This is a genomic window from Noviherbaspirillum aerium (assembly GCF_008929045.1).
Classification (GTDB): domain Bacteria; phylum Pseudomonadota; class Gammaproteobacteria; order Burkholderiales; family Burkholderiaceae_D; genus Noviherbaspirillum; species Noviherbaspirillum aerium.
Genome location: NZ_VFAH01000010.1, coordinates 150,270 through 166,564 on the forward strand (window position 1 = coordinate 150,270; position 16,295 = coordinate 166,564).

Sequence of the window (16,295 nt, forward strand, 5' to 3'; positions counted from 1 at the left end):
AGTTGAGAACGTCTTCATCAATGGTGCAAACTACGGTGGTCTGAACCTGAACGTTGCAACTCAAGCAGGCGTTACTGGTGTTCAGCTCGACGCTGCTGCTCTGACTTCTCAGACTACAACTGGTACTGCTAACGCTGCTGCTACGACAACTATCACTGTTGCTGCTGGCCAGAAAGTTACTCTGTCTAACCAGAAAGCTGCTGTTGCTAACGTTTCTAACGCCGCAACTTACGCTGCTGCAACTACTGCTGCTACTGCTGTTGCTGGTGCTGCTGCTACAAACTTCGTGACGACAATTGCTGCTGCTGCAACAGTTACCAGCCAAGACGTCGTTCTGAGCAACGTGACAAGCGGCACACACACCTATACTCAAACAGGTGCAGGCACTGTTACAACAGTTACTGACACAAGCACTGTTGACATCGCAGGTACTAAAGTCGCAACCGTTAATGTTACTTCGACCGGCTCCGCAAACACTGTTGGTCTGACCAACACTGGCGCTGCTTTGAAAACATTGAACATTGCTGGCGACAAAAATCTGACAATCAGCAGCTCGATCGACTTTGAAGGTACTGCTGGTTCGATCGATGCAAGCAAACTGCAAGCCGATCTGACTTTCTCCGCTGCTACATCGAACGATGCAGTTAAGTTCTTCGGTGCAGCTGGCAAGAACAGCATCACAACTGGTTCGGGCAACGATGAGCTGACTGGTCAGCACAGCGATGACACTCTGAATGCAGGTACAGGCAACGACATCGTCAAGGCTGCTGCTGGTAATGACACAATCACTGTTGGCGCTGGTTCGGTCAACGTTGACGCTGGCGAAGGCAACGATACAATCCTGGTGTCCGGTCTGGACAAGTCTGATGTTATCGACGGTGGCACTGGCACTGACGTTCTGGGTCTGACATTTGCTGACGCCGACGCAGCAGATGCGGCTACCACAGCTGGCGGTGAATTGCGCGCAACATGGAAAGGTGTCGACGTCCTGCGTGTAACTGACACAATCAGCGGTGCATTGAACATTGGTACTCTGGGCTTCAACAGCCTGCAGATCGATGCAGACGTGTCTGATGGCGGTGCTGGTGCAAGCGTTGCGGTAACTGGTTTCACAAACGGTGGCACAGTTGAATACCGTACAAACGCCAACATGACCGACGCTCTGGCAATCGGCCTGAAAGACGCCGCTCTGACAACAGACGACGCAATCAACATCAAGCTGAATGCTGACGTTGCTCACGCTGCTGCACTGGCAACCAAGTTCACAGTGAACGGTATCAACGTCGTCAACGTCAATGCTGTTGACCGCGTAGATAGCACAACTGCTACTGACGACAACGGTGCTGACGATGGCTACTCCATCGCTCTGACTGATGCTGCCAACATGAATGCGTTGAACATCAGCGGCACAGCAGCTGTTAGCTTCACTCTGGATGCAGGTGCTGCTGCAATCAAGACCATCGATGCGTCCACATCGACAGGTAACGTTACTATCAACGTCTCGGCATTCGCAGGTACTGAGCGTGTGACAATCAAAGGTTCGCAAGGCGTCAACACCATCACTGGCGACGATGCAGCTTTCGGTGAAGCAATCATCGGTGGTGCGAAGGGTGACTCGATCACTGCTGGTGCAGGCGCTGACTCCATCACTGGCGGTGCTGGCCGTGACGCGTTCATCAACGTTGATGGCGATTCGACACTTGCTTCTTTGGACAAGATTGCTGACTTCGGCAAGGCATCTATCGCAGTTCTGGCAGCTGACAATGACCTGATGAATGCAGTGTCTGATTTCCAAGCAACAGCAACTGCTAAGGGCGGTGACAACGCCGACGTGCTGGACATCGGTACAACTGCTGCTGCACTGTCCGCTGCTGTTTCGACCCCGGTAGATGTTGCAGCTGCTTCTGGCGATGCAACTAAGGACATCAAAGCTGTTCTGTCTGCTAAGGGCATCGTGACCCTGAGCGGTGCAGATAAAGGCCTGATCGATACACTGGCTGAGTTTGTTGCAGTTGTTCAGACTGCTGGTCTGGGTGTTACGACAGCTGGTGAAGTTGCAGCCTTTGAGTTCGGCGGCAATACTTACGTCTTCCAAGAAGTTGGTGCAACTGACCAGCTGATTGAACTGACAGGCGTAACAGGCTTCACAAGCTCGACTGGTATTGTTATCACTGGCTCGAACACTGCGGTAGCCGTAGGCGATATCTTCGTACTGTAATTTGTACGAGAAGTAAAGCAACGCAACGGTTAGCGATTCTCCGCTAACCGCTTGAGGGGCCAAGGCCTAAAAACCTTGGCCCTTTTATGCATCACTGTATTGCCATTGCAGTAACGTAAAGCAGTAACGTCATTTCAAGCTGACATCGCAAGTATCACAGCACAGCATGAAACACTGGCTAGGAAACCAAGGACCGATGCCGAAGAAGCCGTAAAAGCCTTGGAAGAATATGAAGTGCCAGCGCAAGCTGGTATGTGAAACGAGAACTACAGTCGCGGCATTGAAACGCGATGAGGGAGCAACCGACTGCACTAAAACAATGCCCTAGGAAGGCCAGCGGTAACTTGATAGCCGAGGAGCGAGAGCCCCTCGGTTTTTTTTCGTCTGTAGGAACCGTGTAGGAATCGCGCTTACGGCAATATGAAACAAAATGAGAAAAGGCAAGGATTTTCATGTGGACTGTCCTAAACTAACCACATGACCCTAGGAAGTCAGTTGAGCCGAGGTGCGAAAGCATCTCGGCTTCTTGTTTTCTCCATGATCGCTGACACCATTCCTGCTCCCAGCTCCCATATTATGGGATGCCAATAACATTTCCTCTCGGCTATACTGCCGCCTGCATTTTTAAAATACCTTTCGACTGCTTCCTCGCAGGAGCAAGACCCCGTTTCTTATCATCGCCTGATATTGCCTATACCACAGCCATGGCTCAATCCGCTATCCAAACCTACGTCCAACAACTCTACAGAAACATCCTGCAGCGCGATGCGGACATCGAAGGCACTAGTTACTGGACCAGCTTGGCTGAAGGCAAGTTAAGCTCGGTTGATATGGCATATAACTTCATCGCCTCGGCCGAAGCGCAGAAGGTCGTGGCACTGCTGCGGCTGTACGATGTTTTCTTCAATCGTGCTGCGGATAGTGCAGGACTGAAGTACTGGGCAGGCCAGATGCGGGACGGTATATCGATGCGCGAAATTGCGGTCAACTTCACCCAGTCGAGCGAATTCCATACGAAGTATGGCAACGCATCGACCGCAGAGTATGTGGAAGCGCTGTACGGCAACCTCTTCATGCGCAGCAGCGATCCTTCCGGTAAGGCGTATTGGGTCGAGATGATTGACAGCGGCAAGATCAGCCGTGCCGACGCAGCCGTGGAGTTCACGGTATCACGGGAAGCGAAGTCCACGATGGGTGCTGCCACCCATTTCGCGGAGGCCTATCTTGCACTGCGTTCCGCAGGCAAGGTAGAGCCCACCACGGCAGAAGTGGACGCGATTGCAAACAAATCGCTGGCCGATGCAATCGCTCATGCACAAACCATCAAGGGCACTGTGCAAAATGGCATCATTGAGAGTGCTAGCGTGTTCCGCGACGCCAATGGCGACTTGCTGCCCGATGCTTCTTCGGACAGTGCCACCACCGACGCCAGCGGCAACTTCACCCTCGTTGGCGGCTATGGCGACATCGTAGTCATGGGCGGTAAGGATGCCACCACGGGCAAGGACAATGACAAGGTGCTGACAACGGTAACCGGGAACAGTGCCAAGGTCATGGTCACGCCGCTGACCACCATCGTCAATGCCATGGTGGCCCAGGGCATGAACGCGGCGGATGCGGTGAAGAAACTCAATATGGCGTTGGGCCTTGATGCCGGGATCGATCTCCTGAGCTTCAATCACACCGAGGTTGCCATCGCAAGCGGTTCCAGCGCGGCTGAGCACAAGAACGCCGTGGCGGTGAAAGGCGCCATCGCGCAGATCACGATCCTGATGGAAAATGCCGCCGGGCTGATTAAGGGCGCTGCAGGCAGCGCGACCAGTCTGGATGCCGCCGCCATTACTGGCAGCGTAGCTCGCGCCCTAGCCGAGAAGATCATTGCCGCAACGGCCCAAGTTTCTTCCTCTCAGGGAACGGCGATTGTTTCGCTCGATTCCCAAGCCGTGATCAGGAACGTGATGAATGCTGCCGCTGGGAAGGTCGGTGCGACAGGTGCCGCAGGCTTGCCCGCCAATGTGCTCAGCAAGATCGCAGGCCTGGCAAACGATGCGGCACAAGTCATTGGCGAGCTGAACGCAACAGTGGCGGCGACAGTGAAGAACGTCAACATTGCCTCCAATGGTGTCAACATCGACGCCGGCAAAGTGATTGATGTTTTTTCCATCATTGCCAAGACGGAAAGCCTAGGGCAAGACAAGGTGCAAGCCCTCATGATATCTGGCGCGGAAAGCGGCAGCCTGCTCACGGCGGTTACCCGTTATACGGGCAGCAACCTCGGTACGGCGATCAGGGCTGAGCAGATCGGCGAGATTGCAAAAGGCGTGAAAGGCACAGAGGGTGGAACGACGATAGATCAGATCATTCCTCCATTGCCTACTCCGCCAAGCCCGCCTGAATACGTGCCCGATCCGGTCTTTACCGTCACTGAGAGCGCAACCGGGTCCAAGATATGGACGCTGTCCACCGGCAACGGCAATGTTGTCGTGACAGACGACGGCACCAACTATGTTTTCACACCTACTTCGGGAACGGCAAAATCCATTGCAAAGACGGCTTTGGATGAGGTGGTTGTTTCCACGATCACGCTGTCGGGGGGCGCATCGGTGTTGAAAAACATCACGAAGATCACCGGTGCAGTAACGATCACCGATAGCGGATCGGTCGCAGCGGCGGACCTCAAGTCCATCGAAACCGCAACCACCGGACTGGTCAATGCCACCAGCGTGACATCCATCAGCAGTTCATTGGCGGATGCCACTTTGCTGCTGGTAACCAAGGAAGGCACCAGCGGCGACAAGATCGATATGCGCTCGGATGTGGCGGTTGTATCGAGCGAGGCAGGGACGGTTGCTGCAGCGGACCTGCTGACACTGGACGGCAAGACTACAGGCAATATTTCTCTGCTCAGTGCAACAGAACTGAGCGGCACGCTGGCGAATGTAAAAGCTATTGCATCCGCAAAGGGCACGGGCGCCAATCAGTTTGCCTTGAAGTCTGATGTGGCTGTCACATTGAACGACACTGCGACTGTCTCTGCTGCTGATTTGATGACCGTGGATGCGGCTACAACCGGCAATGTGTCAGCTATCAATGCGTCGACTCTGAGCGGCACGGTGGCCGATGTAAAAACCGTGAGCGCCGCAGTAGGTGCGGGCGCGAATCAATACAATCTGAAGACTGACTTCGCGGTGACATTGACGGATACGGCAACGGTCGCAAGTGCTGATCTGACTATTCTCGATGGCAGGACCAATGCCAACATTTCCCTAGTCAATGCATCGACAATAAGCGGTAGTCTCTCAAGCGTAAAGACGATTGTTTCCGCAAAAGGTACAGGTACGAACCAGTTTGACTTCAATTCCAACTTTCACGCCATTCTTTCAGGCCCCATTGTCACTGCCGATATCAATACCATTGACGGCGCGAATGGCACTGGAACCATTACTTTCAATGGCACTGCAGATGGTGCAAACACGGCGGATGTGCTGAACTTTGCCGGCGTTACCGGAGCAATCACCATCAACGGCAACGACGGCACTGACACAATAACTGGCGGAAATAGTGCTGACGTTATCTTTGGAGGCTTGGGTGCGGACACGTTGACGGGCGGCTCTGGCGCAGACATCTTCGCCTATAACGGCAATGAGTTAAAGGCGACCGGGATGGATCAGATAACGGATTTCAATACCTCTCAAGACAAGGTTCGTGTCTTTTTGTCGGGGTCGAACATTGATGCAGCGTTTGGGATGACTAATGGCGTCGGCAATGGTGCCTTACTCGCTACCAAGAAAGCTGGCAATATCCATGTCGATGCGTGGACAGAGCATCCTGGTGATGTTAAGTACGTGTACATTTTTACGAAAGATTCCACGGGAAACGGCGCGCCTGAAGCTATCTATTTAAATATTGGGAATATTACCGTTACCCATGCGCTTTTCGAATTCAACCTCACCGGCACCGACAACAACGATACGCTGAAAGGCGGAGCAGCAGCCGACACCATCAATGGCGGTAAGGGCGCGGATACCCTAAGCGGTAACGGCGGTGCGGACACATTTGTGTTCGTCGGTACTGCCGGTGCGGCTACAAGCGGCGGCACGTTTGGCCAAGCCGATGCCATTAGCGATTTTGTGGCAGGCACCGACAAGCTGCAATTCTCTGATGTAACGGAAATCTTGTCTGCACAGCAAAGCACTGTCCAGACTGCCGTAACGGCGTTGACAGCTGGGGCTTCCGCAACGGCGATTGCAACCGCAATGGCGACAGCCAACACGACCAGCCTCGGTGTTTCATTTGCAGTCTTCGAAGGTAATACTTATGTGCTGTTCGAACGGACGGGTTCAAGCACAGGTGTTGCAGCGGACGATATCTTTATCAAGCTGACCGGCGTATCAGCGCTCCCCACTTTTGCGTCCGATGTAGTAGCGTAAATCATTAGTTGGGTTATTCATTCGGAACCGAGGTGGGCGAGCATCTCGGTTTTTGTTTTTTAGGTTCAGCACCAATCAAGCTATCATGGCAGCTCACATGGATATAAGATTGGCACCTACCATTGGTTACAGGAAACTGTGCCAACTAGGTAGCCAAGGAATTGCTACCCATGTCGATCATTATCGAACAAGCCATTGCAGCAAAGGATAAACTGAAGCTTCACTACATCGGCTACAGCCGCACCGTCGAGCCCTATGCCTTCGGTTTATGCCCCGACGGCCTGCCTTTGCTGCTGTGCTTCCAGACCGAAGTGCAAGGGAGCGTGCGGACACCTAACAACTGGTATCTGGTGCGCCCGCATGAGCAGGTGACGATCAAGATGCTGGAAGACTCATTCACCCGGTTTCAGTCCGGCTATATCCGCAATCATCCCGCGTTCCATACCGTCTTGATTCAGGTGTAAGCGCCTGCTCCTTACCGGTCCCGCATGTTCAGAAGTCCGAAAATATTAACGGCCAGCGGGTGATTAGTAGGGCTTTTGCAGGGCTATACTGAGTTCGGAAACACAATAAAGCAAAACGGTTGTTCTTAGGGAGACAGGAACAATGACAGATGCATGGCATGAAATTCAGCATGCAATACGGGCATTGCGTAAAACTGGAGACATCCGGCACAGGCTGATCGAAGCCTACCGACCGCTGGTCAGGATACGAGGAAAGGACCTGCCGAGCGAAGTACGGCATGACCATGAGTGGCTGATTGGTGCAATCGACACGCGATCGGTTGAGCATATCGGTGCCGAGGTCCGTGACAAGGTAACGGCGATGACAACCGCTCAGCTCAGCGAGGCGGTGCATCGCATCTCGGCGCTGCATGAAGCATTACGAGCATATCAGTCGACCATGCCGCCTACACGGCAAAAGCAAGCGGCCTGCCGTGCAATACTGAGGAAGGAAGGGCAAGAAGAGCTAGACCCGAGTATCTGCGTCGACTGCGCTCAGTGGAGGCTATTCTTATGAGCCATCCTCTAAAGAAAAAGCTGCTGATTGCGGTAAGAGAAGAAGACATGCCTCTCGCACGAACAGTGCTGGGCACGGAATTCGAGGTGGTGTTTTGCCATACCGTCGAAGCGGCAAAGCACATGCTTGAGGATGGCATGGACGTAGTTGTCTCAGGCGTCCACTTCGATAGTGGAGCGGTCTTTGAACTGCTGCAATATGTCCGGTCGAGTCCGACGCATGGAAAGCTGCCTTTCTTTGTTCTGCTCGACACCAGCAAGCGGTATAGCTATTCGCCGGCAATCGTTCATGGACTAAAGACGGCTGCCAGGGCGCTTGGCGCGACGGAATTCACTGACCTCGGTGCGTTAGTTGGTTAGTTGAGAAGTTCGGTAGGGAAGAAGCAGTCGAAATTCTGCGGCGTGGGATTCGAAATGCTGAGGATCGGAAACCGGAATTATGATCTGCCCAGCTTCTATTTCCGTTGGAAAAGATATAAAATTTCACACAGGAAACAACTGAGTGTTAATTAACTTTGGCAGCGTGTTCATTCCGATGTTCGGCTCATCGGTCCATCAATGCGTTGTGAGAACAGAATCTCGGGGACACGGATGGGACGAACGCGATTTGCAGGTGCCATTGCAATATTATTGCTGTCGGCTTGTGGAGGAAACAATTCCGACATGCCTACTGGCGGGGTCAATGCCAGCGCAAGCGCCAATGCCAATGCCAACGCTAATGCGGGCAACGCTGCAGCCTCCTTTTTCACTTCGGCTTACTCGACTCCTTTTGCAATGCCGGCGGCTGCCGGTGTCAAAAGCTATGCGGCTTCCCGATTTCTTGAGCATGCCAGCTTCGGCCCGACCCCAGCTTCCGTGGAAGAAGTCAGGCAGAAGGGCCTCGCAAGCTGGATAGACAGCCAGTTCGCTCTTGCGCCGAGTCAGATTGACGGCAGCTTTACCGAGAACTGGAATTCGGATGACACCCCGGGTATACGGGGCCGGCCATATCATGAGTACTTCAAGAAAAACTTTTCTACGCTGACCTTGTCCGCGCCTGATCAGTTGCGGCTGCGCACGACATGGGCATTGTCCCAATTCATTGTCGTCTCAGAACTGAAGGTACAGAGCTTTGGGGTGATCCAGTACTTCAACCTGTTGCAGAACAATGTGTTCGGCAACTTCGCCGACCTGCTGCGCGCCGTAATCAGGAGCCCCTCAATGGGTGTCTACCTCGATAACGTGGAGAACAAGAAAGAAGGCTCCTGCGATACCTGCTCGGTTAATGAAAACTTTGGCCGCGAGCTGATGCAGCTCTTTACACTCGGCGTCACGAAACTAAACAAGGATGGCACGCCCGTACGCGATGCCTCCGGAAAGCTAATCGAAACCTACTCGCAGGACGATGTGCAGGCCATGGCAAGGGCGCTCACTGGCTGGCAGACGCAATGGCCCCTGCCTACGCAGCCAGCGCCGCTGTTGCGTTCCCAGTATCGCTATCCGCTGATGGCGACCTGGACAGAGTCCCACGATACGGGGGAAAAGAAGCTGCTTGGCACCACGATCAGCGCAGGCGGCACGGCCGAACAGGATCTGGAAAAGGTCATTGCCATTCTGATGGCGCATCCCAACATTGCGCCTTTTGTCAGCGTTCGCCTGATTCAGCATCTGGTGACGAGCGATCCTAGTCCGGCATACATTGCACGAATTGCGTCCGTATTCGAGAACAACGGTTCCGGCGTGCGCGGGGACATGAAGGCAGTCATAAAGGCCATTCTGCTCGATCCGGAAGCGCGCCGCGGCGATGATGCCGCGATCATGGAAACCAATGTCGGCAAGGTGCGCGAGCCGGTATTGTTCAATTCAGCCATGTTGCGCGGTATCGGCTGCACCTCGGCCCTCTACGACCCGAACGGCAACCTCTACATGGCCTACAATCAGCAGCCTTTCAATGCGCCATCGGTCTTCAGTTTCTTTTCGCCGACTCATCGGGCTCCGGGCAGCCTGTTGCTTGCTCCGGAACAGAAACTGCTGAATTCCTCCGAATTCAATCAGCGGTTGGGCGGAATATCCTGGATGGCGACGGCTGCACCAAAGAATCTCAAGAATTCCGGCTGCAAGCTCGACGAGTTTGCGGCCGCATTAAGCAGGTCGAAGCGCGAATTCATTAATCTGGTCAGCGCGCGTTACTTTCGCGGTTCGATGCCGCCAACCCTCCGTGATTTTGCCGACCAGCTTCTCGACCAGATGTCTTGGGCCACACCCGAAACCAAAGCGGCCAACATGATTCAATTCCTGCTTGCATCTCCTCCATTCGGAGTCATCAAATGAATTCCATCCATACGCGCCGGCAGTTTCTGAAACGGGCAGCAGGGCTGGGAGGACTAGGGGCCCTGGGCATTACCGGTGGCCTGGGGGCCGGGCTGGGAATGCTGTCGAACGCCTCGTTCGCGGACAGTACTGATTACAAGGCGCTGGTCTGCATTTTCTTGAAAGGCGGATGCGACGGCAACGATATCCTCGTGCCCACGGACGGCGCCTATCTTGATTATGCGAAAGCACGGTCCGGCCTGGCGTTGGCAAGGGACAGCTTGGTGTCTCTGGACGGAAGCAGTGCCGGCCACTCCTTCGGTCTGCCCCCGGCTCTCAAGGAGCTTGCCCCGCTATACAACCAGGGGCGGCTGGCGATGATCGCCAACGTAGGCGCATTAATCAAACCCGTCACGGCAGGACAGGTGCTGGCCAAGTCAGCTCCGGTTCCGCCTTTCCTGATGTCGCATGCGGAGCAGGTTTCCTACCTGCAGGGCTGGCTGGGCGACGAGGACGCTAGCGGCTGGGCAGGCCGGGCAATGGAACTGATGCCGGCTGCGTTGAGAAACAAGCTGCCGGTCATCTCTTATTCTTCGGACTACACGCTGGTTCGTGGAAAACAATCCCGTGTTGCACAGGCCCAGGCGGAATGGGGCCAGTACTGGGGGCCGGCGGATCTGGCCAAGACCAACGATCCATGGACGCGGATTGTCGAATCGATGGGCATGATGCAGTCGCGCAACGCGTTCGAAGCCGAGTATGCGCGCACCATGGGTGCAAGCTTCCAGGATGCGGTTGCCCTGACATCGGCAAATGGACGGGCAACGCCGCCTTCGATTAACTTTCCGGCAAACGATGTGGGCAATAACCTGCGTCATGTGGCTTCACTGCTGCCGGTATTCAGGGCGCAGGGCATCCGGCGGCAAGCCATCCTGGTGGACTTCGGGGTATTCGACACCCATGTCAATCAGCGTGGAACATCGGAATTTTCGCTCGACACGCAACTCGCGAATCTGGCACCGGCAATGGCGGCATTCGATGCCGCCATCAAGGCCGCCGGGCTGGATCAGAACGTCGTGACGCTGGTGATGAGCGAATTCGGAAGAGCCCTGCAGCCGGCTTCCGGGGGCGGCACTGACCATGGCTGGGGAAGTCACTGGTGGATCATGGGCGGGCCGGTGAAGGGCAAGCAGGTGGTTGGCAGCTTTCCTTCCCTGGTGCTTGGCGGGATCGATGATGGCGATCAATGGAAGAAGGGCCGCTGGGTGCCGACCCAGAGCAGCGATCAGGTGGGCGCATCCATCATGCAATGGATGGGTTTGCCTGCAGACAAGGTGACTTCCGCCTTTCCCAATCTTGCCAACTTTACGCAGAAGACCTTACCGCTGCTGCACGGCTAGGCCTCATCGCGCAATACCGGTCCGCAGACATGGCGCGGACCACGCGCTGACTTGACGACCCGATTATCGAGAGCAGGACGAATGGAGACTCCGGAATATTTTGGAACTGACGGCGCGGACGTCGTCAATCGCAATACAGTCGCCCCTGGAACGGTCTGGGTGCGTTACCACGGCAAGGCCGGCGACGACAATATTACCTGGTCTAACGGCGAAGTCCTTGGCGGTCAAGGCAACGATACGATCACTCGCATCGCTTCCGACCAGGGCCATATGTATGCGCAATACTGGGATGCACCTGGCGCGGTCCTGATCGATTTGGAGGCGGGCTATGCGCTTGATGGCTGGGGCGGGCGCGACACCCTGGTCAATATTCAGCATACCTCCGGCTCCGGGCATAACGACCAGATCTATGGTTCCAGCGGCGATGACTGGATCAATACCGACTGGGGCCGCGATTATGTCGATGGCCGTGGAGGCTTCGACATTGTCTCGATGGATGGAAAGGCCAGTGATTGGCAGATCAGCGCCAGCGTTGACGGACGTACCGTGATCGTGTCTCGCATCGGCGACTCGGACCGGCGTTACAGCGAACTGCATAACATCGAAAAGCTTAGATTTTGGGGCTCCGGTGAAGAGTTGCTTGTCGCTAACCTTATCGACAGTTCGCAGAAGGGGCCACAGACCCTGGTGGAATCACCGTCGGTGCGCTGGAACGTGGCCATGCAGATTGGTGCACCGGTATCCATCACTTACAGCTTCACTGGTACCGTGCCGCAATACGGCAATGGCGACGCGGGGAGCGGAGTACAAGCCTGGACAGAAGCACAAAAGGCAGCAGTGCGCTCGCTGATGTCTTCCATTTCCTCGTATTCTCAGATCGACTTCATTGAAGTTGCCGATACCCAGAGCAGCTACGGGCAGGTTCGATTTGGCATTAATGAACAGGCAACGACGGAAGGCTATGCTTTCCTGCCGAAGCCCGAATTCGGCGACCTTGCCGGAGACGTCTGGTTAAATACCGCTACTGCAGCCAACCTGTCTGACGGTAGCCGCGGAAAAGTCGTGCTGCTGCACGAGCTTGCTCACGCGTTGGGTCTGAAACACCCGTTGGACGGCTCATATACCGGTTCGATGCCCATTCTAGTAAGTGAGGAAAACGATAGCCGTTACACCGTCATGTCATCCAATGACGTGATGAACGGGACACCTCGCATTGACTTGGGCGTGTACGATGTGTCGGCGTTGCGCTGGCTGTACGGCAGCCGTGCCGTAAATACCGGGAACGACAGGTATTCATTCACCGATGACAGCGGCCGGCTGCAGAAAGTCATTGTTGATGACGGCGGATACAACGTCATCGACGTCTCGGCGGTCAGCGCCGGTGCGCGGATCGATCTGCGACCGGGAAAGCTGAGTTCAATCGGACGCGACAGGGAGGATGCAGCCGTCGTAGACAATATTGGCATCGCGTTCGGCACCACGATTGCGACCGTGGTGGCGACAAGACTTGATGATGTAATCATCGGCAATTCCGCAGGCAACGCCATATTCGGCTTAGACGGTAACGACTATATAGATGGTCAGGCTGGACTGGACACCGCAATTTATGCAGGACGTCGCGCAGATTACGCAGTCAATGTCTCAAGCTATTCGGGTGCATTAACCGTCGCGGCGCTGGATGGGGTTGAGGGCAGCGACACGCTTTTGAACACCGAGCGCTTGCAGTTTGCGGACATCAATGTGGCGCTTGACGGCAGCGCAGCCGCGTCCTATCGCCTGTATCAGGCGGCATTCGTACGCAAGCCGGATCTCGCCGGACTAGGGTACTGGATTGCCCAGTCCGATAAGGGCATGACGCTGCAGGGGGCAGCATGGAATTTCTTGGCATCGGCTGAATTTCAGCAGAAATACGGAGCGACCCTGCCTGACCGAGATTTCATTAGCGCACTCTATGCTAACTCGCTCGGACGCGTGCCCGATCAAGCGGGTTACGACTACTGGCTTGACTTGCTCAGTCGCGGTGTAGTCAGCCGACATGGAATGTTAGCCGAATTCAGTGAAAGCGCGGAGAACCAGGCGAAGGTAATGGGTTCCATTCAGAATGGCGTCGAATTCCATCCGTTCATTGCCTAAATGTAAATGCTCCCGTGCATGCATAGGACCGCAAAACGGGGCATGAAAATGACTATCGCATTTCGTGTTCGACAATGATGCTTCCAGCATCGCCGGCAATCAAGCAAGTAAAGCCGTATCGAAACGAGCTCAGCTAAACAGGCTCGATTTCCGACGCCGCATTCGAAGAAGCTGCACGCTGGCGAAGAAAACTTCTGACCGGAGCATGGCGGACGCGCCGCATCAATGGATATGCCGCATGCCATAGGCCAGAGAGCGGGCCGCACTGAAGACGAAGTTGTGCCGTAAAGTTCACGAGCGTTGCCCCGTCATAGCAGGTCCGGGGAATGTCCTCCAGCGGCGATGAACTCAAATACGCTGAACGAGACACCGTGTATTGATAGCGAAAGCCGGCCTTCCTGGCGATCTCGCGCGAGGTGTCATTGGAGTAGCCCCATGGCCATGCAAGGTGCCGGAAACACGTTCTTGGCAATGCCAGTTCGGTAGACAACAGGTCGAGGGAAGTCGTCAGGTCGGCTTTGAGTTGCGACTCGGTGTAATCAGTTGATTGGGCATGCGCATGCGTATGGGAATGGACTTCCATCAAGCCGCTTGCTTGCAGATTGCGCAGCTGCTCCCACGTCAAGAAGTTTGCATCGTCCGTGCTTGAAGAGCCTGGATGGCTGCCTGACTGACGCATGTGCCTGGTGGCGACGAAGCAGATCGAATGGAAATTCAGATCCTTGAGAACAGGAAAAGCGTTTGAAGCGACGCTTTCATATCCATCGTCAAAGGTCAGAAGAAAAGATTTGGCCGGAAACTTGTTTTGCCGATTCGCATAGAACGCGAACTCGTTTGTCGTCAGAGACCGCCATCCATGATCCGCCAGCCAGTTCATGTGCTGGCCGAATGTGGCTGGCTCCGTGGAGGTGGAAAGGCCGTCGTTATCAATGCGGTGATAAGTGAGAATCGGGATTGCCTGCGACATTTGCCCCCTCCAGATAAATTTTATTGTTCTTCTATCGTATTAACTGACTGGAGGTTACATTTGCTCTTGGTCAAATTTGATATACGGCACTATTTAATCATGTCAATTTAATCGAGGGGGTTTCGTTATTCCGGGTTAGGTATGTCAGCAAGCTGACACATATTCATGGGATTGTTCGGTACTTTTGCTTAAGTGACACTCGACCAAATCAGGTAGCCAAGGAATCGCCACCCATGTCGAGCATCATCGAACAAGCCATCGCAGCAAAGCGCAAGCTGAAGCTCTACTACATCGGTTACAGCCGTACCGTCGAACCCTATGCCTACGGCTTATGCCCCGACGGACTGCCTCTGCTGCTGTGCTTCCAGACCGAAGTGCAAGGGAGCGTGCGCACACCCAACAACTGGTATCTGGTGCGCCCGCATGAGCAGGTGATGATCAAGATGCTGGAAGACTCGTTCACACGGTTTCAGCCCGGCTATATCCGCAATCATCCGGCGTTCCATACCGTGCTGATCCAGGTGTAAGCACATGCTTCCTGGCTATCCTCTATGTGATTGCGAACCGCGCGGCGGTAACGGGCCAGAGAAGTTTGGCGCTGCCAGAGCGGTTTCGGCTTGACTGTACTAGGGGAGGCCGAGAAGATTTGTTCGCAGGGCGGAGGCAGGATCTCGCAGACCCCTGGTTTGCGCTTGTAGCTATCGCCAACCGGTACTACTGGGAAAGCCCTGAAGTCCTTCGCTTCATTCCGTGGCGAGCGGTTTTCGGCAGCATCGTTGGAGGCGATCTGCGCGGTTTTAACCGAATCGTTATTGAATCTACTTAATCGCAACGATGGAGCCGGCTCACATAGATATGGGATTGGCACCCAACATTGGTTACATGAAACTATGGTCAACCAGGTAGCCAAGGAATCGCCACCCATGTCGAGCATCATCAAGCAGGCCATTGAGCGCAGAACCAAGCTCAGGCTATACCACGACGGAAAAAGCTTTATCGCCGAACCTTATGCGTTCGGCATCGATGTGAATGGGGTGCCGTTGCTGCTGTGCTTTCAGACCGATGGTCTTGATATGCACGAAAAACGCGATAGCTGGAGAGTCATCGCGCTTGCCGATCTGATGTCCATCGAGCCCGTCAACGTGGCTTGCGGCCAGGTTCGAGCGGACTATGTCCGCAACCATCCGGCATTCCATACCGTCCTGGTCCAGGTATAGGCAGCCGCGCCCTGACGCTCCCGCTCATCCTGCGTGCAAGGGACCAGCAAAAATCATAGAACGACAAGTGTTCTGCTGCGGCTTTTGCGAGGTTATACTTTTTTCCGAAACACAATAAGGCAAAACGGTTGTTCTCACGGAGACAGGAACAATGACAGATGCGTGGCATGAAGTTCAGCAAGCAATACGGGCATTGCGAAAGAATGGGGACATACGGCAGCGGCTGATCGAAGCCTACCGGGCGCTGGTCAGGATAAAGGTAAAGAACCTGCCGAGCGAAGTGCGGCATGACCATGCGCGGCTGATCGGTACGATCGACACGCGATCGACTGAGCGTATCGGTGCCGAGATTCGTGACAGGGTAACGGCCATGACGCCGGCCCAACTCAGCGAGGCGGTGCATCGGATTGTCACGTTACATGACGCACTGCGGGCGTATCAGCCCGCCATAGCACCTACACGGCAAAAGCAAGCGGCGTGCAGCGCATTGCTGAAGAAGGAAGGGCAAGCAGAGCTAGACCCGAGTACCTGCGTGGACTGCACGCAATGCCGGCTGTTCTAATCCTTCCGATGGATCGGTTGCATTGGATGCCTTCTTAAGAATCGGCCATCATCCGATGCA

The 16,295-nt window shown here is 54.7% G+C and carries 12 protein-coding genes; 11 read left to right on the top strand and 1 reads right to left on the bottom strand.

What is annotated here, in order from left to right; translation table 11 throughout:
* Positions 1–286 precede the first annotated feature (286 nt).
* The 8 genes from FH061_RS16160 to FH061_RS16195 all read left to right on the top strand — a co-directional run bounded on the left by FH061_RS16160 (position 287) and on the right by FH061_RS16195 (position 13,489).
* Positions 287–2,218 carry a beta strand repeat-containing protein gene (locus tag FH061_RS16160; protein WP_151636867.1) on the top strand — a complete coding sequence of 644 codons (1,932 nt, stop codon included), beginning with the start codon at positions 287–289 and terminating at the stop codon, positions 2,216–2,218.
* A 704-nt stretch (positions 2,219–2,922) separates the two neighbouring features.
* Positions 2,923–6,648 (top strand): DUF4214 domain-containing protein, encoded by a 3,726-nt coding sequence (locus FH061_RS16165; protein WP_192805092.1) that lies wholly within the window; start codon positions 2,923–2,925, stop codon positions 6,646–6,648.
* 170 nt (positions 6,649–6,818) lie between these two features.
* The gene (locus FH061_RS16170; protein ID WP_151636869.1) at positions 6,819–7,112 is read left to right on the top strand and encodes a hypothetical protein; all 294 of its coding nucleotides are present in this window, start codon (positions 6,819–6,821) and stop codon (positions 7,110–7,112) included.
* Between the two features lie 142 nt (positions 7,113–7,254).
* A complete protein-coding gene (locus FH061_RS16175; RefSeq protein ID WP_151636870.1) occupies positions 7,255–7,668 on the top strand; it encodes a hypothetical protein in 414 nt (137 codons plus the stop codon).
* Positions 7,665–8,027, top strand: a complete 363-nt coding sequence (locus FH061_RS16180; RefSeq protein WP_151636871.1) for a hypothetical protein — start codon at positions 7,665–7,667, stop codon at positions 8,025–8,027. Before FH061_RS16175 ends, FH061_RS16180 begins: the two co-directional genes overlap by 4 nt.
* 303 nt (positions 8,028–8,330) lie before the next feature.
* Entirely contained in the window at positions 8,331–9,977 is a 1,647-nt protein-coding gene (locus FH061_RS16185) for a DUF1800 domain-containing protein (RefSeq protein WP_192805093.1), read from the top strand.
* Positions 9,974–11,356 carry a DUF1501 domain-containing protein gene (locus FH061_RS16190; RefSeq protein ID WP_151636873.1) on the top strand — a complete coding sequence of 461 codons (1,383 nt, stop codon included), beginning with the start codon at positions 9,974–9,976 and terminating at the stop codon, positions 11,354–11,356. Before FH061_RS16185 ends, FH061_RS16190 begins: the two co-directional genes overlap by 4 nt.
* 81 nt (positions 11,357–11,437) lie before the next feature.
* The gene (locus FH061_RS16195; RefSeq protein WP_151636874.1) at positions 11,438–13,489 is read left to right on the top strand and encodes a DUF4214 domain-containing protein; all 2,052 of its coding nucleotides are present in this window, start codon (positions 11,438–11,440) and stop codon (positions 13,487–13,489) included.
* 133 nt (positions 13,490–13,622) lie between these two features.
* Here FH061_RS16195 and FH061_RS16200 read toward each other — a convergent pair whose 3' ends face one another.
* Entirely contained in the window at positions 13,623–14,456 is an 834-nt protein-coding gene (locus FH061_RS16200) for a polysaccharide deacetylase family protein (RefSeq protein WP_151636875.1), read from the bottom strand.
* A gap of 233 nt (positions 14,457–14,689) precedes the next feature.
* On the opposite strand from FH061_RS16200, the gene FH061_RS16205 reads away from it, so the two are divergent.
* The 3 genes from FH061_RS16205 to FH061_RS16215 all read left to right on the top strand — a co-directional run bounded on the left by FH061_RS16205 (position 14,690) and on the right by FH061_RS16215 (position 16,235).
* On the top strand, positions 14,690–14,983 hold the full coding sequence (locus FH061_RS16205) for a hypothetical protein (protein WP_151636876.1): 294 nt from the start codon (positions 14,690–14,692) through the stop codon (positions 14,981–14,983).
* Positions 14,984–15,379: 396 nt separating this feature from the next.
* Positions 15,380–15,673, top strand: coding sequence for a hypothetical protein (locus FH061_RS16210; RefSeq protein WP_151636877.1), 294 nt, complete (start codon positions 15,380–15,382; stop codon positions 15,671–15,673).
* A gap of 151 nt (positions 15,674–15,824) precedes the next feature.
* Positions 15,825–16,235 carry a hypothetical protein gene (locus tag FH061_RS16215; RefSeq protein WP_151636878.1) on the top strand — a complete coding sequence of 137 codons (411 nt, stop codon included), beginning with the start codon at positions 15,825–15,827 and terminating at the stop codon, positions 16,233–16,235.
* Positions 16,236–16,295: the final 60 nt, after the last annotated feature.

Coding starts and splice junctions, on each gene's coding strand:
- FH061_RS16165 (WP_192805092.1), top strand. CDS start 2,923: ATGGCTCAATCCGCTATCCAAACCTACGTCCAACAACTCTACAGAAAC.
- FH061_RS16170 (WP_151636869.1), top strand. CDS start 6,819: ATGTCGATCATTATCGAACAAGCCATTGCAGCAAAGGATAAACTGAAG.
- FH061_RS16175 (WP_151636870.1), top strand. CDS start 7,255: ATGACAGATGCATGGCATGAAATTCAGCATGCAATACGGGCATTGCGT.
- FH061_RS16180 (WP_151636871.1), top strand. CDS start 7,665: ATGAGCCATCCTCTAAAGAAAAAGCTGCTGATTGCGGTAAGAGAAGAA.
- FH061_RS16185 (WP_192805093.1), top strand. CDS start 8,331: ATGCCTACTGGCGGGGTCAATGCCAGCGCAAGCGCCAATGCCAATGCC.
- FH061_RS16190 (WP_151636873.1), top strand. CDS start 9,974: ATGAATTCCATCCATACGCGCCGGCAGTTTCTGAAACGGGCAGCAGGG.
- FH061_RS16195 (WP_151636874.1), top strand. CDS start 11,438: ATGGAGACTCCGGAATATTTTGGAACTGACGGCGCGGACGTCGTCAAT.
- FH061_RS16200 (WP_151636875.1), bottom strand. CDS start 14,456: ATGTCGCAGGCAATCCCGATTCTCACTTATCACCGCATTGATAACGAC.
- FH061_RS16205 (WP_151636876.1), top strand. CDS start 14,690: ATGTCGAGCATCATCGAACAAGCCATCGCAGCAAAGCGCAAGCTGAAG.
- FH061_RS16210 (WP_151636877.1), top strand. CDS start 15,380: ATGTCGAGCATCATCAAGCAGGCCATTGAGCGCAGAACCAAGCTCAGG.
- FH061_RS16215 (WP_151636878.1), top strand. CDS start 15,825: ATGACAGATGCGTGGCATGAAGTTCAGCAAGCAATACGGGCATTGCGA.